This window comes from Pseudomonas sp. Van50 (genome assembly GCF_055390755.1).
Genome location: NZ_AP024343.1, coordinates 6572364 through 6595303, shown reverse-complemented (window position 1 = coordinate 6595303; position 22940 = coordinate 6572364). Strand labels below are relative to the sequence as shown.

Below are 22940 nucleotides of genomic sequence, written 5' to 3'. Positions count from 1 at the left end.
GGCGGTTATTTGAATTGCATGTTGCGCAGTGTCTTGCGGGTTGTCGACTCCGGATCGAGCATCCCCGTGTAGCGGGACCTGTAGTTGGCGATGACCCGTTCGAGTGAATTGTTGAACGCGATCTTCTGCTCCAGTGAGTTTTTGGAGGCCTTTGGATCTTGCACGTCCTGCAGGTCCCGGATGACCCCATTTATCAGCTTGATGTTCGCATCGGGCTGGCCGCCGATAAAGCGTGCGGGATTCAGCACGTTTTGCACGACGTTATGGATGCGCGTGCCAATGTCGTGCAGGTGCATTTGCTCGACGGCGTGACGGGTCACCTCGGAAATGGCGCCGGTCGCGCCGCTGTCCCATTCGGCGGCAGCCTGCAGGAACTGCATGAAGTCCGGGTCATTGCCGTGGTTGAGGCGTTTTGCCAACCAATCCAGCTTGCCGGGCTGGTCCGCAAGCTGGTCGAGGGCCCAGATGGCGCTCTGCATTTGTGAAGTGGGTTCAAGCTTGGAGGATGTTTCGTTGGCCGCCTGGATCGCTTCCTTCAATTGCGTCAACGCCAGTAGTGCGTGGCGCCTGAAGGCGATTACCTCGGCGCAGGCTTCGTCGCCTTCCAGTTCTATGCTCAGCGGCTCGAAGTCCTTGTCGCTCAACGCCAGGAGGGCGTCCTCGACCGAGGCAAACGAAAAGGTCTGCTGCGTGGTGTTGCGCTCGTCCACGTGGGTTTGAACAGCCTTGCGCAGTTCTTCCTGAAGATGGTTCTTGGTCTCCTTGGACATGCTGAAGTTGATCGTTCCGCTCACCAGGCCAGAGTAATTGCCTTTATCGGTTATCAGCGGCACGACGACGGTCTTGTCGGCAAAGGGCTTCAGTTGTTCGGCATTCCATGCAGAGCTGGCTGTGTGGGGAGCCTTGAGCACCCGATCGATCAGGGCCGAGATGCCCGTGCCTCGCGGGCTTTCCTGGGCCGACTCTTGAGCCTCGAATACCAGAATCAACGGCTCGCCGTCCGGGATCGGGCTCATGGAGGTGGCCGGGTTGTAGATGGCAGGTACCGGTGTGTTGTTCAGGATGCCGCCATCGGCAAATGCCGTGGTGGTGCCCACCGCTTGGAACGGCTGTCCTTGCAGGGTCGGCTGGCTGAACACCACCGGCAGCGATGCGGAGATATGCGCGGCCACGGCAATGTCCATATCGGGGGTCAGGTCCGCGCTGAAGACCACCAATTGCGTGCCTTCCTCGAACATGGCGGTGCCGGTGATTTCCACGGATTTGATTTGCGGGACCTCTTTGCTCAGGACGGCCAGGTCGGCAAAAGTGACGTATTGGTTCCTTTCCACATTGGCAACGGCTTGTCGCGCGTCTTCGGAAAGAGGCTCCGGGTGTTCTTTGCAACGCTGCAACAGCGACGTGCAAGCTTCCTCCCTGATCAGTTTCTCCAGTGGCATCCCTTTGGAACCCAGGCGTGGCAGCAAATCACACAACAGTTGCGCCAGCGGGAGTTTTTCCAGTTTCTCGCCCAGCTTCGACAATCCGTTCTGGATTTTTTGAACAGTAGCGTTGGTGCTGTCGAGCAAGGAAATGAGAGGGATATCGTCAGAAATCCTATCGAAGCCGGCATGATTCATGCCGCTGGCGAGCAACGCTGCCGATATGGCCCCCGCAGAGGAGCCTGAAATCGTTCTGATATTGTCCATGATGCCGTTGGTTTCGAGCGTATCGACGAAGCCGGAATACGCCACCCCCTTGGCGCCACCGCCACTGAGCACCAATTCTGTGATGGGAGGCCGATTGATACTGACTTGAGCGCTACCGTCTTCATTTCGAACGAGGGTGATCGACCGGTCTGTCGCGCCGCATGCCAATTGTTGGGGGCGTTCAGGGATGGCTTGCTTTGCGGGCTGGCCTGCGTTTTCAAACGTGTGAAGGGAGGGGGTGTATTGCGAGATTGCTAGCATTCTGGTTCGTTCCGTGTGCCCGGGAGGGAGGGGGCCGAACTGTAAGCAAGATCTGAAGGCTAATTTCGTTGCGACTCAATTGGACAAACATCCGCCGGCTACAAGCAGTACCCGGCGGATGTCAATGCGAAACGCTCTGGAACAAGGCTTCTGGAGGGCTGGTAAAACAGCTCGCATGGCTGGGGGGCTAAGTCTTACTGAAGGCGTCGCCCATTCGCTCATGGGCAGGGCATATTTCTCAGGCCCTCAAACAGCGACTGCCGCCAAGCGTCGTTGTCGCTGAATAAAGAACAATGCGGTCAATACCGTGAGGCCGCCGACCGCTGCTCCGGTCCAGGGTAGATCCGCCAGGTCGGCACCGCTGGCCACCACCAACCCACCCATCCAGGCCCCGGCGGCGTTGCCCAGGTTGAATGCGCTCTGGTTGAGTGTGGAGCCGAGGTTCGGTGCTTCGTGGGCCTGGTCGATGATCAGCAATTGCAGGATCGGGCACAGGGCGAAGGCGAAGATGCCCCACAGCACCAGGGTGATTGCCGCCGGGATCACCGACCGGCTGGTCTGGCTGAACGCGGCCAATACCAGCACCACGGCCAGGGCCATGCCGACGAGCGAAGGCAGCAGGCGCCGGTCCGCCAGGCGTCCACCGAGGAAGCTGCCGGCCGTCAGGCCGACGCCGAACAACAGCAGCATGACGGTGATGCCGTGGGGGCTGACATCGGTGATGTCCTGCAGGATCGGCGCGATGTAGGTGAATACGCTGAACAGACTGGTAGAGGCCAGTACGCTCATGCCCAGGGCGAGCAACACGTTGGCCTTGCCCAGGACCTTGAACTCACTGGCCAGGTTGGCTTTGTCCATGGGAATTTCCTTGGGCAGCCAGACCCATTGGGCAATGGCCGCGATCACGCCGATGATCGAGACCGCCCAGAAAGTCGAGCGCCAGCCGGCGTATTGACCCAGGGCCGTGCCCAACGGGACGCCCAGCACGTTGGCCAGGGTCAGGCCGGTGAACATCATGGCAATCGCCTGGGCCCGCTTGTTCGGCGCCACCAGCCCGGCGGCCACCACCGAGCCGATGCCGAAGAACGCCCCGTGGCACAGCGCCGTGATCACCCGGGCAGCCATCAGCGTGGTGTAGTTCGGCGCCAGGGCGCAGAGCACATTGCCGAGAATGAACATCAGGGTCATGCCCAACAGCGTGGCCTTGCGCGGCATGTTGGCGGTGCCGATCGCCAGGATCGGCGCACCGAACACCACGCCCAGGGCGTAGCCGGTGATCAGCAGCCCGGCCTGGGGAATGCTCACGGCCAGGTCCCGGGCGACATCGGGCAACAGCCCCATGATGACGAATTCAGTCGTGCCGATGCCAAAAGCGGCAACGGCCAAAGCAAGCAAGGCGAGTGGCATGCGCAAGGTCTCTGTCTGTAGTCTTGACGCCCGGATCAGGCATACGCATGCCGGCGCCCGGTTCTAGTGAACTTGGCAGCAGCAGAATTATTGGAATTGGCTTATGCGCAACTGAGTGCGGCGTGATCGGCTTGAAGTATAAACGATCGCGAATCAATTCATGAGCCCGCTGATCGTAGGGGCGGGGAGAAGACAAGGAGCGTGCCGTGCTTGCGACGGCCTTGGTGTTGGTAGCGGCGCTGTTGCATGCGGCGTGGAATACGCTGATCAAATTCAGTGGCGAGCGTTTGCTGGTGGTGGCGTGCATGGACAGCGTCGCCTTGCTGTTCGTCGCGTTGGCCCTGGGTTTCGTGGCATTGCCGCCGTTGGAGATCTGGCCGTGGATCCTGGCCTCGGCGGCGTTCGAGCTGTTGTACCGCTATTTGCTGATCCAGGCTTATCGGGTCGGTGACCTGGGGTTGGTGTATCCACTGATGCGTGGCCTGTCGCCGCTGGTGGTGCTGGCCCTGACGTTTATTTTCGCCGGTGAAGCGCTGACGACCCAGCAGGTCATCGGTATCTTGCTGATCCCGTTCGGCATGCTTTGCCTGTTGTGGCAGGGCGGTGGCGGCGATCGGCTGCCGTGGTCGATGTTGCCGGTGGTGGCGTTGATCGGCCTGTGCATCGGTTGCTACACCTTTATCGACGGCCATGCCCTGCGGCGTTGGTCCCATCCGCTGGATTACCTGGTCTGGGTCACGCTGCTCAGCGCCTGGCCCTTCCCCGTGCTGGCGTTGGTGAGCAAACGGCCGGCGTTCATGCGGTTCTGGCACGAGCAGTGGCGGCTGGGGTTGGCGGTCGGATTCTGCGTATTGTTCAGCTACGCTCTGGTGCTGTGGGCCATGCAACTGGGCTCGATCGCCGAAGCGGCGGCGTTGCGGGAAATCAGCGTGATCCTGGTGGTGCTGTTCGGCATGCGCTATCTGAAAGAACCTTTTGGCTTGCCGCGGCTCTTAGCCTGCGGGCTGGTGCTGATTGGCATGCTGGTGATGAAAGCCTGACGCTCGACTCTCTATAAAACTCAAAAAGGAAGTGCGGTATGACAGTTGCCCTGTGGTGTGTGTTGATTGCTTTTCTCCTGCCTTACCTGTGTATCGGGATCGCCAAGGCCGGTGGGAAATACCGGTTGCAGGATAATCACGACCCCCGGGATTTTCTGGACTCGCTCGAAGGCGCTCCCCGGCGCGCCTACGCGGCGCAACTGAACAGCTTTGAAATCAGCCCGTTTTTCGCCGCCGCCGTGATCGTCGCGCACCTGGCCGGCAACGCCGAACTGGTTACCATCAACGTGCTGGCGGTGCTGTTCATCACCAGCCGCCTGCTCTACATCATTTGCTATCTGGCGGACTGGGCGATTCTGCGTTCGCTGGTGTGGTTCGTGGGGGTAGGGTTGGTGGCGAGTTTCTTCTTCGTTTCGATTTGAGCCTGGCGGCTGAATCGTCGGCGTCTGTACTGGCCTTATCGCGAGCAAGCTCGCTCCCACTTGGATCTAGCCGCACACAAGATATGTGTCCACTGGCGATCGACTGTGGGAGCGAGCTTGCTCGCGATGGGGCCTGTACCCTCAATCCATTTCTCAAGGGTTGGCGGTCACCGCATTCGCCACCTGAGGTACTTGCGGCAACACCATGCCCTTGGGCCAGAGCATCCAGATCTGCCCCTGCTGTTTCATGTCCCCGGCCAGTTGGCCTGCCGCTTCACCCGTGCCCCAGAACAGGTCCGCCCGCACTTCGCCGGTAATCGCACCACCAGTGTCCTGGGCGGCGACGGGGCGGTTCAAGGCGCTGCCGTCGGGGCGAGTGGTGGATAACCACAGCAGGCTGCCCAGCGGAATCACCTTGCGGTCCACCGCCACGCTGTAGCCAGCGGTCAGAGGTACATTCAGCGAACCTCGTGGGCCTTCGTTGCTGTCGGGGTTGCGGTTGAAGAACACGTAGCTGGGGTTGCTGGCGAGCAATTCGGGAATGCGGTTCGGGTTGGCCTTGGCCCAGGCACTGATGGTGCCCATGGTCACGTCTTCTTTCTTGAGTTCGCCTTGTTCGACCAGCCAGCGTCCGATGGGGCGGTAGGGATGGCCGTTCTGGTCGGCATAGCCGATGCGCAGTTGGCGGCCATCGGCCAGTTGAATGCGTCCCGAACCCTGGATCTGCAGGAATTGCAGGTTCATGGGATCGGTCAGCCAGGCAATGACCGGCGCCTTCACGCCATTGGTCTCGATGGTGGCCGCGTCGTCGTACGGCTTGAGCACCCGGCCTTCGAGGCGGCCGCGCAGGCGTTTGCCCTTGAGCTCAGGGTAGATGCTGTCCAGCGACACGATGATCATGTCCTCCGGTACACCGTAGACCGGGATATTCGCCGTGGTGGTCTGGGTGAGGCTGCCGGGGTAGACCGGCTCGTAATAGCCGGTAATCAGGCCGTTGGGGCTGTTGTCCCCCGAGCGCAGGCCATAGACGTCCAGGTTCTGTTTCAGGAAGTTGCGTACATCCTGTGGGGTTTGCGGCACGTTGGCCGCTGCCGCACAGGTCGGACCCCAGGTCGCATCGGCCTTGAGCCGGGTGCACGCGCTGCGCCAGGAACCGAAACCGGCCAGCAGGTCTGCATCGGACACCGCTGGCAGCGCCTCCCAGGGGCGCTGACATAGGTGGCGAGGGCATGGGTCTGAGGTTCTTCGACCTTTTCGCCGCGGTTACAACCGGCCAACAGTGCGATCAGCGGTAGGGTCAATGCCAGGCCTTTGTGCCAGGGCTTGATGCGGCTGTTCATGAAGATTTCCTTTGCAGCCATTCGGGCGCTGTCAGGCGCTCGAACAACCCGTATTGTTGATAGGGCCATTGGTCTTTACCGATGACCCGAGGATACTAACCGCCGTTTCCTGCCCCGAGGCCAAGATGTTTGTAAAACGATTTTCCATGGCCGTGCTGGCCTGCCTGATGTTGTCCGCCTGTGGCGGCGTCGATCCCAATTCTCCCCTGGGCCAGCGCAAGACGATTTTCAAGCAGATGCTCAAGACCAACGAAGAGCTGGGCGGCATGTTGCGCGGCCGAGTTCCGTTCGATGGCGCACGTTTCGCCGAGGGCGCGGCGCAACTGGACCAATTGTCCCATGAGCCGTGGAAGCACTTCCCGCAAGTGCGCGAGCAAGACCACACCAGCGCCCGGGATGACGTCTGGCAAAAACAGGCACGCTTTCAGGAACTGGCCCGCAACCTTGAAGCGGCCACCGGTGAGTTGGTGACCGCCAGCAAAGTCCAGCCTTACAGGGCCAGTTACCTGGGGCCGGCGGTGCAGAAGGTCGAAGATGCGTGCAGTGCCTGTCATAAAGAGTTTCGGGATTATTGACATGCCTTGAAGGATCGCAGGCTTCGCCAGCGCCTACAGATCGGGTGTTCACTTATCCAACTCATCCACCGCTTCCTGCAACTCCTTGCGGGAGGTTGCCAGCTTGTCCTTGCGTTTGTTGATCCGCTCGGCGTCGCCTTTCTTCATGGCCTTTTCCAGGTCGGCCTGACGCCGGCTGACCTCGTGCTTGGCATCGAGTACCTTGTTTTCACGCTCCTTGCGCAAGGACGCATCGGTGCAATGGGTGGTGACTTCACTCAATGCGGTTTCCAGGCCTGCCTGCTGGTCCTGGTTGCCACGGGACTTGGCCAGTTCGATCTGGTTGATGATGCCCTGGCGCTTGGCCGCGCAGCCGGTGAGTTCCGGGGTTTGTTCGTCCGCCAGCAAAGGGGCGGCCATGGCGCTGCATAAGACCAACAGGGCAACGGGGGACAGGAAATTCATAGCAACTCCGTAAAAAATCGCGAGCGGTCGGTACAGATGCGCTGTTGGAACGCATGTTCGCCCCTTGGGTTCAACCGCACGGGGGCCGGATTAAAAACCGTCGACCCCGGCGGAGCGTAATACGTCACTCAAGGCCAGCACCTGCGGGTCGCGAAAAAAGGCGCTCAATTGCGCGGCGCGTCCCGCTCCGATGCCGACTTCGGCTTGCCATTGTTCGGTGCTGCGCTCGGCCAGCGCCTGCCACGGCCCTTCCAGCCGGGCCTCACCGATGGGTGGCAGGCCCAAGGCCTTGAGCCATTGCCCGAAAGGGCGTTGCCGGGCGCTGTCGAGGCTGGCGAGCAGGCGCGCGCTAGTGCGTTCGCCGAAGCCGTCAATGTTAGCAAGCTCGGCGGCATCGAGGGTCAACCAATCCAACAATCCGTGAAGCCTGCCGGCAGCCAGGAGTTTTTCCCAGGTGCCGGGGCCGACATGGGCCAGGGCGAGCCCGTGCTTGCCGCTGAGCCAGTTCAGGCGGGCGAGGAATTGGCTTTCACAGCCGGGCGTCGCTTGCCAGCAACTCAAGAAGTGGTGATTGCTTGCCGTGGGGGCATTGACGTCTTGGCGCTCGAGGCTGCGCAGCACCACCTCGTCGAGGCGTGGAATGGTCAGCCCGGCCAGGCTGATGGCAACCCGATCGCCGGGACGGATGTCCATCTCCTCCCAGCGCTTGAGGGAACTGACGCTGACCCGGCGAATCCGCCGGTCGTCGAGCAGGGGCGGTTCGAGTTCCAACACAGGGGTGATGCGCCCGGTACGCCCGACCTTGAAGCGCACCTTGCGCACTTCGGCCAGGGCCTGGGCATACGGGTATTTCCAGGCCACGCTCCAGAACGGCGTCCTGGCCTGCCAGCGGTCGGCGGGTGGACGGCGGCTCTGGCGCAGGACGATCCCGTCACTGGCGAAGGCCTGCGGCGTGCGATACCAGTGGTCGCGCCACCGCTGGGCATCCCTCAGTGTCCGGACAGGTTGGTTGTAGTCGTGGGTGTCAGCGAAACCCAGCGCGTTCAGCGCGGCCATCCGCTCTGGCAGGGTGCCGGGCCCTTCAGGCCAGTCCCAGACAAACAGGCCGATGGAGGATGCCTCCTGCGCCGTCAAATTGTTGCGCGCCATCAAGCCCGCCACGGTTGCGCGGGCATTCAGGCTGCCGTGGCTGGCTTGGACATGGGCGTCCAGGCGCCAGTACAACTCGCCCTGGACGACCAGGTCCACGGGCTGGCGCAGTTGCTGCGCGATGGCGCCGATCTGGTGCGCACTCGCGGTCCAGTCATGCCCCAGGACGCCATCGCCGCGGCTGATCGCCTGATGCAGGCGACCCGTGCGGTAAACCAGGGAGACCGCCACGCCATCGACTTTCGGTTGCGCCCAGACGTCCTCTCGACCGAGCAGCCAGGCCTCCACGGCGTCGGCGTCCTTCAGTTTTTCCAGGCCGGTATGGACGATGGGGTGCCGCACCTTTCCGCCCGCTGAGCGCAGGGGATTGTCGGGCGCCGCGAGATCGAAGCAGCGGCGCCATTGGCCCAGCTGTGTGCGGGACTGATCATAAAGCTCATCGGCCACCAGCGATTGGCCGAGGCGGTGGTAACGGTCGTCCCAGGTGTCGATTTGTTGTTGCAGTGCGGCGATCTCCGCCCGGGCCCGTTCAGCGGGCCAGTCGGGACAGGGTGCGGATAGCGCGGGGAGGGCCATGAATACGAGACAGGCGAGGGCATAGAGGAACGGTGGCATCGAAGCATCCTTGCTCGGTTGAGTATCTGAAGGCTAGTCAGCGTCCCGGTTGTTGCGAGGGGCGGAGCGTTACCGGATTTTGCGGCGCCTGGTGGCAAAGTCGCGGCGGTACAGTCCTGCGGGATTTCGCCACGCAACTGTCCCTTGAACCCCTCAATGACCGGTGCAGAATGAGCCTTCGATCCACCTCTGCCTGGAACGCCCGAATGGACCTGCCGACACTCGCTGTTTTCATTCCGGCCTGCTTTGCGCTGAACATGGCGCCGGGGCCGAACAACCTGCTCTCTATCAGCAACGCCTCGCGTTATGGCTTCGTCCGGGCGTGCAGCGGTGGCGTCGGTCGGTTGCTGGCGTTTGCGATCATGATCGCCCTGGCTGCGGCGGGGCTCACCGCCGTGTTGCACACATCGGAGCTGCTGTTCCTGGGGATCAAGCTCGTTGGTGCCGGTTACCTGTTCTATCTGGCCGTGCAGTTATGGCGGGCCCGGCCCGAGGCCGACAGCGAAGCCGGGCTCGCATCGATGACCCGGGCCGGCCTGGCGCGCCAGGAGTTCCTGGTGGCGATTGGTAATCCGAAGGCAATTTTGTTGTTCACTGCGTTCCTGCCGCAATTCGTCGACCGTACAGGTACCGTCACCCAACAATTCGCCGTGCTGGGCGGCTTGTTCCTCGCGCTGGAGTGCATCGCCATCGGGTTGTATTGCTACATGGGCATTTACGCGCGGCGGCTGTTTGCCCGGCCCAGTGGCAAACGCCTGTTCAATCGGATGTGTGCGGGGCTGCTCGCCAGTGCGGCTTCGTTTTTGCTGGTGGCACGGCGCTCTTGAGCGCCATGACGAGGGGATTTTGTGGGAGCAAGGCTTGCCCGCGATACAGGCGCCTCGTTACCGCAGGGACCGCGTTGTCCTCATCGCGGGCAAGCCTTGCTCCCACAGATAAATTCTCCCGCCACAAGAACCTGGCATGACTTTGCACTCTGAGTAGTCAAGCACCTGGCATGAAAAAGCCCCTGACGACCCAGTCGCCAGGGGCTTTTCCTTACACGCGGGTGTTACAGGCCGGCAGCGGCGCGCAGGGCGTCCGCGCGGTCGGTCTTTTCCCAGGTGAACGTGGTGAAGGTATCGCCATCGACGGTCCTGGTCTCTGGCGTACGGCCGAAGTGACCATAGGCGGCGGTTTCCTGGTACATCGGGTGCAGCAGGTCAAGCATGGTGGTGATGGCGTATGGACGCAGGTCGAACACTTCGCGGACCAGGTTGATGATCTTGTCATCGCCGATCTTGCCGGTGCCGAAGGTGTTCAGCGAGATCGACGTAGGCTGGGCGACGCCAATGGCGTAGGACACCTGGATCTCGCAGCGCTCGGCCAGTCCGGCGGCCACGATGTTCTTGGCGACATAACGACCGGCGTAGGCGGCCGAGCGGTCAACCTTCGATGGATCCTTGCCGGAGAACGCGCCACCGCCGTGACGGGCCATGCCACCATAGCTGTCGACGATGATCTTGCGACCGGTCAGGCCGCAGTCGCCCACCGGGCCGCCGATGATGAACTGGCCGGTCGGGTTGATGTGGAACTGGGTGTCCTTGGACAGCAACTCGGCAGGCAGCACGTGCTTGACGATCAGTTCCATCACACCTTCACGCAGGTCTTTGTAGGACACCTCGGGGTTGTGCTGGGTCGACAGGACGACGGCGTCGATACCGACCACCTTGCCGCCTTCGTAACGGCAGGTCACCTGGGACTTGGCGTCCGGGCGCAGCCACGGCAGCAGGCCGGATTTACGGGCCTCGGCCTGGCGTTTAACCAACTGGTGCGAGAAGGTGATCGGGGCCGGCATCAGCACGTCGGTCTCGTTGCTGGCGTAGCCGAACATCAGGCCCTGGTCGCCTGCGCCCTGGTCTTCAGGCTTGGCCCGGTCAACGCCCTGGTTGATGTCCGGGGACTGCTTGCCGATGATGTTCATCACGCCGCAGGTTGCGCCGTCGAAGCCGACGTCGGAGCTGTTGTAGCCGATGCCCAGGATGACGTCGCGAACGATCTGTTCCAGGTCGACCCAGGCCGACGTGGTGACTTCGCCAGCGATGATCGCCACGCCCGTTTTCACCAGAGTCTCGCACGCCACGCGGGCGAACTTGTCTTCAGCAATGATGGCGTCCAGCACCGCATCAGAAATCTGGTCGGCGATTTTGTCCGGATGCCCTTCAGACACGGACTCGGAGGTGAAAAGGGAGTATTCGCTCATCTCGATGTTTTCCTACAAGTTACCGTTGGTGAGTGTCGCCAGTGGGTCGCTGAAAGTGGCGAACCTGGATCTGGAAACCATTACGTAAGCCTACATAGAGGCTTTCCCCGGGCACGAGGCCCGCTGCGGTGGCCCAGCGGGCCAGGTCGTCCTGTTCAAAGCCGAGCCAGAGGTCGCCGCAGGCTTCCCTGGCCCAGCTCTGGTTGTGGCTGCATAACTCGGTCACCAGCAGGCTGCCGCCCGGTTGCAGCAGGCGGGCCATGTGCTTGAGTGCATCGGCCGGCGCGGCGAAATGATGCAGCACCATGTTCAATACCACGCAGTCGGCCTGCAGGCTCATGCCATCCAGTGCATCGGCCAGTTGCAGGCGCACGTTAGCCAGGGCCTCGCGCTCACACACCTGGCGCGCCAGTTCGAGCATGGCCGGGCTGTTGTCCAGTGCCGTCACCTGACTGAAGCGCCGCGCCAGCTCCGGCAGAAAGGCGCCATCGCCGGGGCCGACTTCGATCGCCGTGGCCGCAGGCTCGAAGCTCAATTTGTCGAGCAGCGCCACCACGCTTTCACGGTATTGCGGCAAGCCGGCGATCAGATCTTGCTGGGCGCGAAACTTCTCGGCGACCCGTGCGAAGAAGTCCTGGCTGGCGGCCGCCCGCTGCCCGTGAACCTGGGTGATGCGAGCCTGCACGTCGGTCGGCAGGCTCAGTGCGTCCACTTCGTCCAGCAGCGCCGCGTGCAGCTTGCCGCCCAGCAGGTCGGTGTGGGGCAGGGCGCGACGATAGAAAATGGCGTTGCCTTCCCGGCGGGTCGCCACCAGGTCGGCCTGGGCCAGGACCTTGAGGTGGTGACTCATGCCGGACTGGCCGATGCCGAAGATCTGCGCCAGTTCCAGCACGCCGAACGAGTCGTTGGCCAGGGCGCGCAATACATTGAGCCGCAACGGATCGCCGCCGGCCTTGCAAAGGGCCGCCAGCTCATCGCAGTCGTCGTGACGAATGGAGGGCGCGGGCAGGTTCATCGTGGGGCCGTCTGTTTCATGAGTGGGGCGGTCCGTTTCAGTGAGGCAGTCTAGTGAGGGGTTTGAATCATCGCAAGTTCAATATCAAAAAGTTTTGATATTGGTTGATAAATGGCACTTCCCACTCCGTGCTTGACTCTACAGGCCATCAGCGGAAAGGTTTCACCCGGCGAATGCGACTTTATCCACCGGAAAAACGCTCAAGGATGACTATCTGTCATTGCCCCGGAGCGGGTGGGTGAGGGAAAATGCTCGCCTTTTTCAGTTTCGTTTTATTCATTCTCGATTCAATACCCGCAGGAGAACAGCGATGCCCAGCCGTCGTGAGCGTGCCAATGCCATTCGTGCCCTCAGCATGGATGCCGTGCAGAAAGCCAACAGCGGCCATCCCGGTGCCCCCATGGGTATGGCGGATATCGCCGAGGTGCTTTGGCGCGACTACCTCAAGCACAGCCCGAGCAATCCCTCGTTCGCCGACCGTGACCGCTTCGTGCTGTCCAACGGCCATGGTTCGATGTTGATCTACTCGCTGCTGCACCTGACCGGCTATGACCTGTCGATCGATGACCTGAAGAACTTCCGCCAGTTGCACAGCCGCACCCCGGGCCACCCGGAATACGGCTACACCCCAGGCGTGGAAACCACCACCGGCCCGTTGGGCCAGGGCCTGGCCAACGCCGTGGGTTTTGCCCTGGCGGAAAAAGTCCTGGCAGCGCAGTTCAACCGCCCAGGTCATAACGTCGTCGACCACCACACCTACGTGTTCCTGGGCGATGGCTGCATGATGGAAGGCATTTCCCATGAAGTCGCCTCCCTGGCCGGCACCCTGGGCCTGGACAAGCTGATCGCGTTCTACGACGACAACGGCATCTCCATCGATGGCGAAGTCGAAGGCTGGTTCACCGACGACACCCCCAAGCGCTTCGAAGCCTACAACTGGCTGGTGATTCGCAACGTCGACGGCCACGATCCGGAAGAAATCAAGACCGCCATCGAGACCGCTCGCAAAAGCGCCCAGCCGACCCTGATCTGCTGCAAGACCACCATCGGCTTCGGCTCGCCGAACAAGCAAGGCAAGGAAGATTGCCACGGCGCACCGTTGGGGCCGAGGAAATCGCCCTGACCCGCGCTGCGCTGAAATGGAACCATGGCCCGTTCGAAATCCCGGCCGACATCTACGCCGAATGGGATGCCAAGGAAAAGGGCCGTGCGCTCGAAGCCGAGTGGGACCAGCGTTTCGCTGCCTATTCCGCCGAATTCCCCGCGCTGGCAAACGAGCTGGTGCGTCGCCTCAGCGGCGAGCTGCCGGCCGACTTCGCCGAAAAAGCCTCGGCGTACATCGCTGAAGTCGCCGCCAAGGGCGAAACCATCGCCAGCCGCAAGGCCAGCCAGAACACCCTGAATGCCTTCGGCCCACTGCTGCCGGAACTGCTGGGCGGTTCGGCGGACCTGGCCGGTTCCAACCTGACCCTGTGGAAAGGCTGCAAAGGCGTCAGCGCCGAAGATGCCAGCGGCAACTACATGTACTACGGCGTTCGCGAGTTCGGCATGAGCGCAATCATGAACGGCGTTGCGCTGCACGGTGGCCTGGTACCTTACGGCGCCACTTTCCTGATGTTCATGGAATACGCCCGCAACGCCGTGCGCATGTCGGCGCTGATGAAAAAACGCATCCTGTATGTGTTCACCCACGACTCCATCGGCCTGGGCGAAGACGGTCCGACGCACCAGCCGATCGAGCAACTGGCGAGCCTGCGCTGCACGCCGAACCTGGACACCTGGCGTCCCTGCGACGCCGTGGAATCGGCAGTGGCCTGGAAATACGCCCTTGAGCGTAACGACGGCCCATCGGCGCTGATCTTCTCCCGTCAGAACCTGCAGCATCAGAACCGCGATGCCGACCAGATCGGCGACATCACGCGCGGCGGCTACGTGCTCAAGGACTGCATCGGCGAGCCTGAACTGATCCTGATCGCCACCGGCTCCGAAGTCGGCCTGGCCGTCCAGGCCTACGACAAGCTGACCGAGCAGGGCCGCAACGTACGCGTCGTGTCCATGCCGTGCACCAGCGTGTTCGATGCCCAGGATGCTGGCTACAAGCAGGCGGTGTTGCCGCTGCAAGTCAGCGCACGGATCGCCATCGAGGCTGCCCATGCCGATTACTGGTACAAGTACGTGGGCCTGGAAGGCCGCGTGATCGGCATGACCACCTACGGCGAATCGGCGCCTGCGCCGGCGCTGTTCGAGGAGTTCGGCTTCACCCTGGAAAACATCCTGGGTCAGGCTGAAGAGCTGCTGGAAGACTGATCCGAAAGTTGCGTCGTCCGGGCTGACGCCATCGCGAGCAAGCTCGCTCCCACAAGGATTTTCACCGGCCCTGTGGGAGCGAGCTTGCTCGCGATAGCGGTGGCCCAGGCAATACTGGACTGAAGGATTCACCACGGTAACCGAGAACCCCATGCCCCAACCGCGTCCCTACAAAGTTGCACTCAACGGCTACGGCCGGATAGGTCGTTGCGTCTTGCGTGCGTTGTTCGAGCGAGGGGCCAAGGCCGATTTCGAGATCGTGGCGATCAATGACCTGGCCGACATGGCCAGCATCGAATACCTGACACGCTTTGACTCCACTCACGGCCGGTTTCCCGGTGAAGTGCGGGTCGAGGGCGATTGTCTGCATATCAATGGCGACTGCGTGAAAGTGCTGCGCAGCGCCACCCCCGAAGGCATCGATTGGGCGTCCCTGGGTGTCGATCTGGTGCTCGAGTGTTCCGGTGCCTACCACACCCGCGAAGACGGCCAGCGTTTTCTCGCGGCCGGCGCGCCACGGGTGCTGTTCTCCCAGCCGATGGCCAGCGAAGCGGATGTCGACGCCACCATTGTCTACGGTGTGAACCAGGATTGCCTGACCGGCGAAGAGTTGCTGGTGTCCAACGCGTCCTGCACCACCAACTGCGGCGTGCCGCTGTTGCGCCTGCTGGACCAGGCCATTGGTCTGGAATACGTGTCGATCACCACGATCCACTCGGCGATGAACGACCAGCCAGTGATCGACGCCTACCACCATGAGGACTTGCGCCGCACCCGTTCGGCGTTCCAATCGGTGATTCCGGTGTCCACTGGTCTGGCGCGCGGCATCGAACGGCTGCTGCCGGAACTTGCCGGGCGAATTCAGGCCAAAGCCGTGCGGGTGCCGACGGTCAACGTGTCCTGCCTCGACATCACGATGCAGACCGTGAGCGATACCGACGCCACCGAGGTCAACCGGATCCTGCGCGAAGCCGCCACCAGCGGCCCGCTCAAAGGCCTCCTGGCTTACACCGAGTTGCCTCACGCCAGTTGTGATTTTAACCATGACCCTCATTCGGCCATTGTCGATGCCAGCCAGACCCGTGTTTCCGGGCCGCGGCTTGTGAACATCCTGGCCTGGTTCGACAACGAATGGGGGTTTGCCAACCGAATGCTGGACGTTGCCGAGCATTACCTGCAAACCGCTTCGAAAAAACCTGCTCTCTAAACAGTTACCCAGGAATTGCGACCCATGACCGTGTTGAAGATGTCCGACCTCGATCTGCAAGGTAAGCGCGTACTGATCCGCGAAGACCTCAACGTCCCCGTCAAGGACGGTGTTGTCACCAGCGACGCGCGTATCCTGGCTTCGCTGCCGACCATCAAGCTGGCCTTGGAAAAAGGCGCGGCCGTGATGGTCTGCTCCCACCTGGGCCGCCCGACCGAAGGCGAGTTCTCGGCGGAAAACAGCCTCAAGCCGGTAGCCGATTACTTGAGCCGTGCCCTGGGCCGCGACGTGCCGTTGGTCGCGGACTACCTGGGCGGCGTCGATGTGAAGGCCGGTGATGTCGTGCTGTTCGAAAACGTGCGCTTCAACAAGGGCGAGAAAAAGAACGCCGACGAATTGGCCCAGCAATACGCCGCCCTGTGCGACGTATTCGTGATGGACGCCTTCGGCACCGCTCACCGCGCCGAGGGTTCGACCCATGGCGTGGCGAAATTCGCCAAAGTCGCCGCCGCAGGCCCGTTGCTGGCGGCCGAACTGGACGCACTGGGCAAGGCACTGGGCTCGCCGGCCCAGCCGATGGCCGCCATTGTGGCCGGCTCCAAGGTCTCCACCAAGCTGGACGTGCTCAACAGCCTGAGCCAGGTGTGCAACCAGTTGATCGTCGGTGGCGGCATCGCCAACACGTTCCTCGCCGCCGCCGGTCACCCGGTCGGCAAATCCCTGTACGAGCCGGACCTGCTGGACACCGCCCGGGAAATCGCCGCCAAGGTCAGCGTACCGTTGCCGGTGGACGTGGTCGTGGCCAAGGAATTCGCTGAAAGCGCGACGGCCACCGTCAAGCTGGTGGCCGACGTGGCCGACGACGACATGATCCTCGACATCGGCCCGCAAACCGCAGCCAACTTCGCCCAATTGCTGAAATCCTCCCAGACGATCCTGTGGAACGGCCCGGTCGGCGTGTTCGAGTTCGACCAGTTCGGCAACGGCACCAAGGTGTTGGCCCAGGCCATCGCCGAAAGCTCCGCGTTCTCTATCGCTGGCGGCGGCGACACCCTGGCGGCCATCGACAAATATGGCGTGGCCGCGCAGATCTCCTACATTTCCACCGGTGGCGGCGCATTCCTCGAGTTCGTCGAAGGCAAAGTGTTGCCGGCCGTGGAAGTCCTGGAAAGCCGGGCCAAGGCCTGAGGCTGCGTTGACCAGGCAAAGGAGTGTTCTGATGGTCAAGACGTTCACGTTGCTGCTGGCGACAACGATGCTGGTGGCTTGCTCGAGCAGGCCGGAGGCTCCGGCCTCGCAGACCGACACGCCGACGCCCGAAGAAGGCTGTTACCAGGCCGACTGGCAGGCCGAGACGAATCCGGTGCTGAACAAGCGTTCCGGACCGGACGGCCTGGACAAATACGAGACGCAAACCCCGGCCAAGGAACATGGTTGTCCTTGACGGGTCTGACTCTTAACTCATGGCAGGCGGCGTGTGCCGTCCGTCGAGGAACACGGATGAAAGGCTTGATCGCCGTTATGGCGTTGGCATTGCTGGCCGGTTGTTCGCAACTGGGTTTTTTGCAGTCGTCCGAGCCCGTTGCAGAGGGCTGGACGAGCTGGACCTGTGACAGCGAGGCCAAAGTGCTCTGGCGCTACACCGATGCCACCCGCAAGGAAGTCGATGTACGCCTGGGCGGCGCCGATAAGGTTTATCGCCTCAAGCTTGAGCCGGGTGCTGAAGGTTCGCTGTACAGCGATGACATGCTGGCCTTTCACGTCAAGGGTGAGGAAGGCCTGGTTTACTGGGTCGCCACCAATGACTTGATTGGGCGTGGTTGCAAGGCGCAGTAATACGATTGAACTGATCCACACAGATCCAAATGTGGGGGCAGATCCAGTGTGGGAGCGAGCTTGCTCGCGATAGCGGTGTACCAGGCAACAGTGATGTTGAATGTACCGCCCTCATCGCGAGCAAGCTCGCTCCCACAGGGATCGCGTCAGTATTTGGGTTTAGCGATACCGAACACGCAGCTCGGGCCAACCCCCGATCCGCAATGACTTGAATAGCCGCCGCCGCTCCGGCAGGCTGGCACGATTAACGACCCTCGACCGGGAGAGAGACACAATGGCACTTATCAGCATGCGTCAGATGCTGGACCACGCAGCCGAGTTCGGCTACGGCGTTCCAGCCTTTAACGTCAACAACCTTGAGCAGATGCGCGCCATCATGGAAGCCGCTGACAAGACTGACTCTCCGGTGATCGTCCAGGCTTCGGCCGGTGCCCGCAAATACGCCGGCGCGCCGTTCCTGCGCCACCTGATCCTGGCGGCGATCGAAGAATTCCCGCACATCCCGGTGTGCATGCACCAGGACCACGGCACCAGCCCGGACGTCTGCCAGCGCTCCATCCAACTGGGCTTCAGCTCGGTGATGATGGACGGTTCCCTGGGCGAAGACGGCAAGACCCCGACCGACTACGAATACAACGTCCGGGTTACCCAGCAGACCGTGGCCATGGCCCACGCCTGCGGCGTTTCCGTGGAAGGCGAACTGGGTTGCCTGGGTTCGTTGGAAACCGGCATGGCCGGTGAAGAAGACGGCATCGGTGCCGAAGGCGTGCTGGACCACAGCCAGATGCTGACCGACCCGGAAGAAGCGGCGGACTTCGTCAAGAAAACCCAGGTCGACGCCCTGGCCATCGCCATCGGCACCAGCCACGGCGCCTACAAGTTCACCAAGCCACCTACCGGCGACGTGCTGGCCATCGACCGCATCAAGGAAATCCACAAGCGCATCCCCAACACCCACTTGGTGATGCACGGTTCGTCCTCGGTACCGCAAGAGTGGCTGGCGATCATCAACCAGTACGGCGGCGACATCAAGGAAACCTACGGCGTGCCGGTTGAGGAGATCGTCGAAGGCATCAAGTACGGCGTGCGCAAGGTCAACATCGACACTGACCTGCGCCTGGCCTCTACCGGTGCCATGCGTCGTTTGATGGCGACCAACCCGAGTGAGTTTGATCCGCGTAAGTTCTTTGGCGCTACTGTGACGGCCATGCGTGATGTGTGCATTGCGCGTTATGAGGCGTTTGGGACTGCCGGTAATGCTTCGAAGATCAAGCCGATCTCGCTGGAAGCGATGTATCAGCGGTATTTGAAGGGTGAGTTGAACGCCAAGGTTAACTAAGGCTTCCTTCAGTGGTGTGAGAAAACCCGCAGTGATGCGGGTTTTTTTATGGGTGGGGTTTGTGTGTATATCCGTTTCTTGGGTAACGGCGGCTTATGGTTCCGCCCTTACGGCGGGTCACTTTTGGCAAACGCCCCAAAAGTAACCAAAAGGTCTTTGCGGTATGACTCACCCACATGGGTTACAAATCAGTTCACGCACATAGGTAACAGTTTTTAACTGGCAGGGTCGATTTCGCGAGGATCTGACCATGCCCTGGAGAGAGCTGAAACCTATGGACCTCAAAGTGATGTTCATCGCTGAGTATCTGTCTGAAAAGTACAGCTTTAGCCGGCTGTGCCAGGACTATCAGATCAGCCGAAAGACTGGCTACAAATGGGTCGAGCGCTATGAGCTGGAGGGACCCAGTGGGCTCGACGAACGTAGCCGCCGACGGCACAACCAAACCTATGTGGTGCCATTGGTTGTGAGGCAGGCAATCATTGAGTTTCGCTCTACTGGCGAAACGGTTCCGGGTCCTAAAAAGATTCAGAACGACCTGATGAAACGTTTTCCGGGACAGGATCCGCCGTCGAAGACGACTATCTACAACATCCTTAAGGCAGCGGACTTGATTACGTCTCGACCGTTGCGCCAGCGTGTCGCTGTCTATCCCAAGCCTTTGCGTAAGGCAGAAACGCCTAATCAGCTCTTCAGCGCAGATTACAAGGGCCAATTTCTCACCGGGGCGGGCGTTTGGTGCTATCCACTGACGATCATGGATCATGCCAGTCGCTTCTTGCTTGCCTGCGAGAGCATGGCCAATACCAATCTCAAGGAGACCCAGCAAACCTTCGAGCGCGTTTTTCGCGAATACGGGATGCCTGAGCGCATCCGCACCGATAACGGCGTGCCGTTTGCCAGTACGGGTCGTGCAGGGCTATCGCAGTTGTCGATCTGGTGGTTGCGACTTGGGATTATTCCTGAGCGAATTGAGCCCGGTCGGCCAGATCAAAATGGGCGTCATGAGCGCATGCACCGGACATTAAAAAGTACTTTTCCCAAACCGCCAGCCATTGCCTGGGAGGCTCAGCAAAAACACTTTGATCGATTTATGCAGCACTACAATCACGAGCGGGGACACGAGGCTCTCGGCCAGAAAACCCCGGCCTCCTGCTATACACCCTCAACCCGAGCTTACCCGGAAAAGCTACCGGAAATGGGGTATGCGAGCCATGTTGAGTGTTACCTGGCTGATAGTTGCGGAATCATTAACCGAGCGGGTCTGCGGATATACGTGGGGAATCTGCTCAGGCATCAAAACATTGGAATGGAGATGATCAAAGACGGAGTATGGAATGTGATCTTCGGTCCGGTGATCCTAGGTCACGTCAACGCCAGGGACGCAAAGAACGGCTATGTTTCAATCAAAGTGTCACCTATGTGAATGCACTTTTTTGTAACCCATGTGGTTGTCCCGTACATTGCCCCACCACTCGGCACCTCGCCTAGGCTCGGTGTGCCCTCACTCCGGCATTGCTCCGTGGGCCGCCGCGAAGGGCCATCCATGGCCCAGCGCGGCTACCTCGGCATCCATGCCGAGGTGCCCACTGCGCAATACCTGCGTTCGGCCAGCGTGGTCAACGGGGCCCCCAGATCAAAAGCCCGCCGAGGCGGCCTTATAGCCGACCTGATTCTTGATGTGATCGCGTTTCTCCTGTGGGAGCGAGCTTGCTCGCGAAGGCAATGTTACTGTCGATGAAGATATTGAGTTTGCAGGCTTCTTCCTACGGGAAGCTTTATTGCCCTTCGAGCCCGCGCTGTTCAATCACCCCAAAGACATCCGCTACATCCTGGACCATGATTCGGGCGATGTTGGTGATGGTGTTGATGTCGGTCTCGGCCGAATCGCGCAGTGTGGTGCAGGCCATCAGCGTCAGGTAGTCGAGGGTGGCATGCAGGCGTTCGCTGGCGCAGGCGTGGAGTTCGGGCAGTGGGGCGGTTTTATCGATGAACAGGACGGGGTGGGTGGTTGCGATTGGGGTTAGCGGGGTGAAGCTGTTGGACGATTGATTCGACGTCATAAGGTTTAATTCCTCAAAAAAAAAGAAATGCCACCTTTTCGCTGCGAAACAAACGGGTGGCAGCTACGCGCGGGTTCGCAGACCGAAGAGGAATCAAACTCGGCAGACCCAAAGATCTCCCGCGCGCAACCGCCATAAAATGAACGCGGGCATTTTGCCTGAATATTCATTCGACGGTGTATTCCTCTGTATTGGGCTGCGAAACCCCCGTCACTGACCAAAGCCAGCGACGGCCCTAACTATAGAGCGGATTCAGAGCGGATTTTTGACCCAGCAACCGAGCTGTAGGACGCACGCAGCCCCTGTGATGAGGGAGCTTGCTCCCGCTCGGGGGCGCAGCCCCCGTAAACATTGGGCATCGGGTAGGTCTGACGAAAAGAAGGGTCGCTTCGCAGCCCAGCGGGAGCAAGCTCCCTCGCCACGGTGCGTGTTTTCCTACGAGATTTTCAGAAGGGCAGGTGCGCAGTATTTGCTGTCGCTGCGCCTGAGGGAATGGCAGATGCTGTGGTTGATGGAGGGCAACCGGGAGGGACTGGCCGGCTGTCAGGCCGTCTCGCGAGCAGGCTCGCTCCCACAGTTGGGATCGGGTGCAACCGGTAGAGATTGGTCGGCTGTCAGGCCGCCATCGCGAGCAAGCTCGCTCCCACAATTGGATCGGAGTACGACCGTGAGAGCCACGCCGGCTGGCAGGCCGCCTCGCGGTGGACGTTGATCTCGGCGCCCCGTTAACCACGCTGGCCGAACGCAGGTATTGTGGAGTGGGCATCCCGGCATGGATGCCGGGATAGCCGCGCTGGGCCATGGATGGCCCTTCGCGGCGGGCCCACGGAGCAATGCCGGAGTGAGGGCACACCGAGCCTAGGCGAGGTGCCGAGTGGTGGGGCATAAAGCGTTTTGGTTACTTTTGCGCTTCTCAAAAGTGACCCGCCGTAAGGGCGGAACCGTAAGCCGCCGTTACCGCAGCAACGGATATACACACGGTATCTCTCTATCGAAAGCCCACAATCAAGTGTTGTGATCGATATCCAACTTGCTGAACGTCACCTTCCCACCTTCGCTGGTATAGCCACTGTTGTCCTGCACATACACACCAGCCTTGAAGTACAACGGCTTGACCTTCCATTTGGAACTGACGGTGGTGTACCAACTACGACCCGCCGCAGTAATACCCAGGTCACCCGTACGATCAAGGTGAAGCCGATAACTGAAGGACTGAGCCAGCTTCACGCCGGACGCGACGGTAATAACCCGACCCTCATCGTCATCGGGACGCATGCGGACCTTGGCAACGATGTCGCCAGTCTTGCCGTCATCCTTGTACTGGTACTCCAGTTTCACCATGGGCTTGCTGCTGTCCTTGGCATGAATCTGCCCGATCACGATCTTGCCGCTGCTGGGCACCTGGTTGACCACCAGGGTCGCGCTCAATTTATTGTCGGCGTCAGGGTAGACCCAGTTGCGCAAGGTGCCGTCTTTATAGGTTTCCCGTAATTCACTGCGCGGGTAGATCGCGTTTTCGGTCTTGGTGCCGGTGACAGGCGACCAGAAGTACACCGTGCTGCCTTCTGAGTTGAAGTACTTATCCTTGAACCCATCCACCAGTCGAGGCGTTTCGATGGTCTTCGGTGGGCTGCCCTCGGGGATGCTCAGGTTCCAGGTTGCAAGATCGACCATGTTCGGATCCTTTCTGAGAAGAAGAAATGATTTACGCCACAGCCGGAGGGCTCTAAGACGCGCTTTTGCTGAGGCCAAAAAGGGGGCGCGAACGTGTATTTGGCACGTTCGTACGGCGGAGGGTTGGCGTCAACAGTCCGTCAGAGTTGCGTTTGCCGGTTTGGTGCCCGAGATAGGCGACCGTTAGTCGGCTAGTAGGAATTTTTCGGGAACATGGCGATATGGCATCTGTCTATGGCGCCCTGTTGTGGGGCGTCAAACAACCCATAGGGAGGTTTTTGTCGCACGAGGCAAGCAGCGTTCCTTGCTGCTATGG

At 61.0% G+C, this 22940-nt stretch carries 18 protein-coding genes and 3 pseudogenes; 12 read left to right on the top strand and 9 right to left on the bottom strand.

The features are described 5' to 3' along the window. Positions 1-5 precede the first annotated feature (5 nt). On the bottom strand, positions 6-1949 hold the full coding sequence (locus tag ACZ5M5_RS28615; protein WP_103310287.1) for a patatin-like phospholipase family protein: 1944 nt from the start codon (positions 1947-1949) through the stop codon (positions 6-8). Positions 1950-2195: 246 nt separating this feature from the next. After that, positions 2196-3356 carry an MFS transporter gene (locus ACZ5M5_RS28610; protein ID WP_464738288.1) on the bottom strand — a complete coding sequence of 387 codons (1161 nt, stop codon included), beginning with the start codon at positions 3354-3356 and terminating at the stop codon, positions 2196-2198. Between the two features lie 206 nt (positions 3357-3562). Here ACZ5M5_RS28610 and ACZ5M5_RS28605 point away from each other — a divergent pair, with 206 nt between their 5' ends. Then, positions 3563-4396, top strand: coding sequence for an EamA family transporter (locus ACZ5M5_RS28605; protein WP_103310285.1), 834 nt, complete (start codon positions 3563-3565; stop codon positions 4394-4396). A gap of 38 nt (positions 4397-4434) precedes the next feature. Further along, positions 4435-4818, top strand: a complete 384-nt coding sequence (locus tag ACZ5M5_RS28600) for an MAPEG family protein (RefSeq protein WP_060740239.1) — start codon at positions 4435-4437, stop codon at positions 4816-4818. A 153-nt stretch (positions 4819-4971) separates the two neighbouring features. Here ACZ5M5_RS28600 and mltA read toward each other — a convergent pair. Further along, positions 4972-6158: pseudogene (mltA, locus tag ACZ5M5_RS28595) on the bottom strand (murein transglycosylase A). Positions 6159-6283: 125 nt separating this feature from the next. Between mltA and ACZ5M5_RS28590 the strand changes: the two are divergent. Then, the gene (locus ACZ5M5_RS28590) at positions 6284-6733 is read left to right on the top strand and encodes a c-type cytochrome (protein ID WP_060740241.1); all 450 of its coding nucleotides are present in this window, start codon (positions 6284-6286) and stop codon (positions 6731-6733) included. 48 nt (positions 6734-6781) lie between these two features. Here the strand turns inward: ACZ5M5_RS28590 and ACZ5M5_RS28585 are convergent, their stop codons facing one another. Both ACZ5M5_RS28585 and ligB read right to left on the bottom strand, forming a co-directional pair. Beyond that, positions 6782-7177 (bottom strand): DUF1090 domain-containing protein, encoded by a 396-nt coding sequence (locus tag ACZ5M5_RS28585; RefSeq protein WP_060740242.1) that lies wholly within the window; start codon positions 7175-7177, stop codon positions 6782-6784. 90 nt (positions 7178-7267) lie between these two features. Next, positions 7268-8941 (bottom strand): NAD-dependent DNA ligase LigB, encoded by a 1674-nt coding sequence (ligB, locus tag ACZ5M5_RS28580; protein ID WP_464738287.1) that lies wholly within the window; start codon positions 8939-8941, stop codon positions 7268-7270. Positions 8942-9147: 206 nt separating this feature from the next. On the opposite strand from ligB, the gene ACZ5M5_RS28575 reads away from it, so the two are divergent. Next, the gene (locus ACZ5M5_RS28575; RefSeq protein ID WP_464738286.1) at positions 9148-9768 is read left to right on the top strand and encodes a LysE family translocator; all 621 of its coding nucleotides are present in this window, start codon (positions 9148-9150) and stop codon (positions 9766-9768) included. A gap of 224 nt (positions 9769-9992) precedes the next feature. Here ACZ5M5_RS28575 and metK read toward each other — a convergent pair whose 3' ends face one another. Then, positions 9993-11183 carry a methionine adenosyltransferase gene (metK, locus tag ACZ5M5_RS28570; protein WP_060740245.1) on the bottom strand — a complete coding sequence of 397 codons (1191 nt, stop codon included), beginning with the start codon at positions 11181-11183 and terminating at the stop codon, positions 9993-9995. A gap of 19 nt (positions 11184-11202) precedes the next feature. Beyond that, positions 11203-12198, bottom strand: a complete 996-nt coding sequence (locus ACZ5M5_RS28565) for an ArsR/SmtB family transcription factor (protein ID WP_092176560.1) — start codon at positions 12196-12198, stop codon at positions 11203-11205. Between the two features lie 310 nt (positions 12199-12508). Between ACZ5M5_RS28565 and tkt the strand changes: the two are divergent. From tkt to ACZ5M5_RS28525, 8 genes and pseudogenes are all read left to right on the top strand, one after another. Then, positions 12509-14505, top strand: a pseudogene (tkt, locus tag ACZ5M5_RS28560) (transketolase). Between the two features lie 151 nt (positions 14506-14656). After that, on the top strand, positions 14657-15712 hold the full coding sequence (epd, locus tag ACZ5M5_RS28555; RefSeq protein ID WP_060740248.1) for an erythrose-4-phosphate dehydrogenase: 1056 nt from the start codon (positions 14657-14659) through the stop codon (positions 15710-15712). A 24-nt stretch (positions 15713-15736) separates the two neighbouring features. Next, a complete protein-coding gene (locus ACZ5M5_RS28550; RefSeq protein ID WP_060740249.1) occupies positions 15737-16900 on the top strand; it encodes a phosphoglycerate kinase in 1164 nt (387 codons plus the stop codon). Between the two features lie 31 nt (positions 16901-16931). Further along, positions 16932-17156 carry a hypothetical protein gene (locus tag ACZ5M5_RS28545; protein ID WP_060740250.1) on the top strand — a complete coding sequence of 75 codons (225 nt, stop codon included), beginning with the start codon at positions 16932-16934 and terminating at the stop codon, positions 17154-17156. A gap of 56 nt (positions 17157-17212) precedes the next feature. Further along, positions 17213-17548 (top strand): MliC family protein, encoded by a 336-nt coding sequence (locus ACZ5M5_RS28540; protein ID WP_060740251.1) that lies wholly within the window; start codon positions 17213-17215, stop codon positions 17546-17548. 274 nt (positions 17549-17822) lie between these two features. Then, entirely contained in the window at positions 17823-18887 is a 1065-nt protein-coding gene (gene fba / locus ACZ5M5_RS28535; protein WP_003177554.1) for a class II fructose-bisphosphate aldolase, read from the top strand. Between the two features lie 250 nt (positions 18888-19137). Next, positions 19138-20313 carry an integrase core domain-containing protein gene (locus ACZ5M5_RS28530; protein ID WP_464738285.1) on the top strand — a complete coding sequence of 392 codons (1176 nt, stop codon included), beginning with the start codon at positions 19138-19140 and terminating at the stop codon, positions 20311-20313. Between the two features lie 120 nt (positions 20314-20433). Further along, positions 20434-20520, top strand: a pseudogene (locus ACZ5M5_RS28525) (nucleoid-structuring protein H-NS); the annotation flags it as partial. Between the two features lie 145 nt (positions 20521-20665). Here ACZ5M5_RS28525 and ACZ5M5_RS28520 read toward each other — a convergent pair. Together ACZ5M5_RS28520 and ACZ5M5_RS28515 are read right to left on the bottom strand one after the other, a co-directional pair. Further along, on the bottom strand, positions 20666-20950 hold the full coding sequence (locus tag ACZ5M5_RS28520; protein WP_092477216.1) for a fructose-bisphosphate aldolase: 285 nt from the start codon (positions 20948-20950) through the stop codon (positions 20666-20668). A 1005-nt stretch (positions 20951-21955) separates the two neighbouring features. After that, a complete protein-coding gene (locus tag ACZ5M5_RS28515) occupies positions 21956-22624 on the bottom strand; it encodes a polysaccharide lyase family 7 protein (RefSeq protein ID WP_092446209.1) in 669 nt (222 codons plus the stop codon). Positions 22625-22940: the final 316 nt, after the last annotated feature.

Coding starts and splice junctions, on each gene's coding strand:
- ACZ5M5_RS28590 (WP_060740241.1), top strand. CDS start 6,284: ATGTTTGTAAAACGATTTTCCATGGCCGTGCTGGCCTGCCTGATGTTG.
- epd (WP_060740248.1), top strand. CDS start 14,657: ATGCCCCAACCGCGTCCCTACAAAGTTGCACTCAACGGCTACGGCCGG.
- ACZ5M5_RS28530 (WP_464738285.1), top strand. CDS start 19,138: ATGCCCTGGAGAGAGCTGAAACCTATGGACCTCAAAGTGATGTTCATC.
- ACZ5M5_RS28610 (WP_464738288.1), bottom strand. CDS start 3,356: ATGCCACTCGCCTTGCTTGCTTTGGCCGTTGCCGCTTTTGGCATCGGC.
- ACZ5M5_RS28575 (WP_464738286.1), top strand. CDS start 9,148: ATGGACCTGCCGACACTCGCTGTTTTCATTCCGGCCTGCTTTGCGCTG.
- ACZ5M5_RS28545 (WP_060740250.1), top strand. CDS start 16,932: ATGGTCAAGACGTTCACGTTGCTGCTGGCGACAACGATGCTGGTGGCT.
- ACZ5M5_RS28600 (WP_060740239.1), top strand. CDS start 4,435: ATGACAGTTGCCCTGTGGTGTGTGTTGATTGCTTTTCTCCTGCCTTAC.
- ligB (WP_464738287.1), bottom strand. CDS start 8,941: ATGCCACCGTTCCTCTATGCCCTCGCCTGTCTCGTATTCATGGCCCTC.
- ACZ5M5_RS28550 (WP_060740249.1), top strand. CDS start 15,737: ATGACCGTGTTGAAGATGTCCGACCTCGATCTGCAAGGTAAGCGCGTA.
- ACZ5M5_RS28540 (WP_060740251.1), top strand. CDS start 17,213: ATGAAAGGCTTGATCGCCGTTATGGCGTTGGCATTGCTGGCCGGTTGT.
- ACZ5M5_RS28515 (WP_092446209.1), bottom strand. CDS start 22,624: ATGGTCGATCTTGCAACCTGGAACCTGAGCATCCCCGAGGGCAGCCCA.
- ACZ5M5_RS28565 (WP_092176560.1), bottom strand. CDS start 12,198: ATGAACCTGCCCGCGCCCTCCATTCGTCACGACGACTGCGATGAGCTG.
- fba (WP_003177554.1), top strand. CDS start 17,823: ATGGCACTTATCAGCATGCGTCAGATGCTGGACCACGCAGCCGAGTTC.
- ACZ5M5_RS28585 (WP_060740242.1), bottom strand. CDS start 7,177: ATGAATTTCCTGTCCCCCGTTGCCCTGTTGGTCTTATGCAGCGCCATG.
- metK (WP_060740245.1), bottom strand. CDS start 11,183: ATGAGCGAATACTCCCTTTTCACCTCCGAGTCCGTGTCTGAAGGGCAT.
- ACZ5M5_RS28615 (WP_103310287.1), bottom strand. CDS start 1,949: ATGCTAGCAATCTCGCAATACACCCCCTCCCTTCACACGTTTGAAAAC.
- ACZ5M5_RS28520 (WP_092477216.1), bottom strand. CDS start 20,950: ATGACGTCGAATCAATCGTCCAACAGCTTCACCCCGCTAACCCCAATC.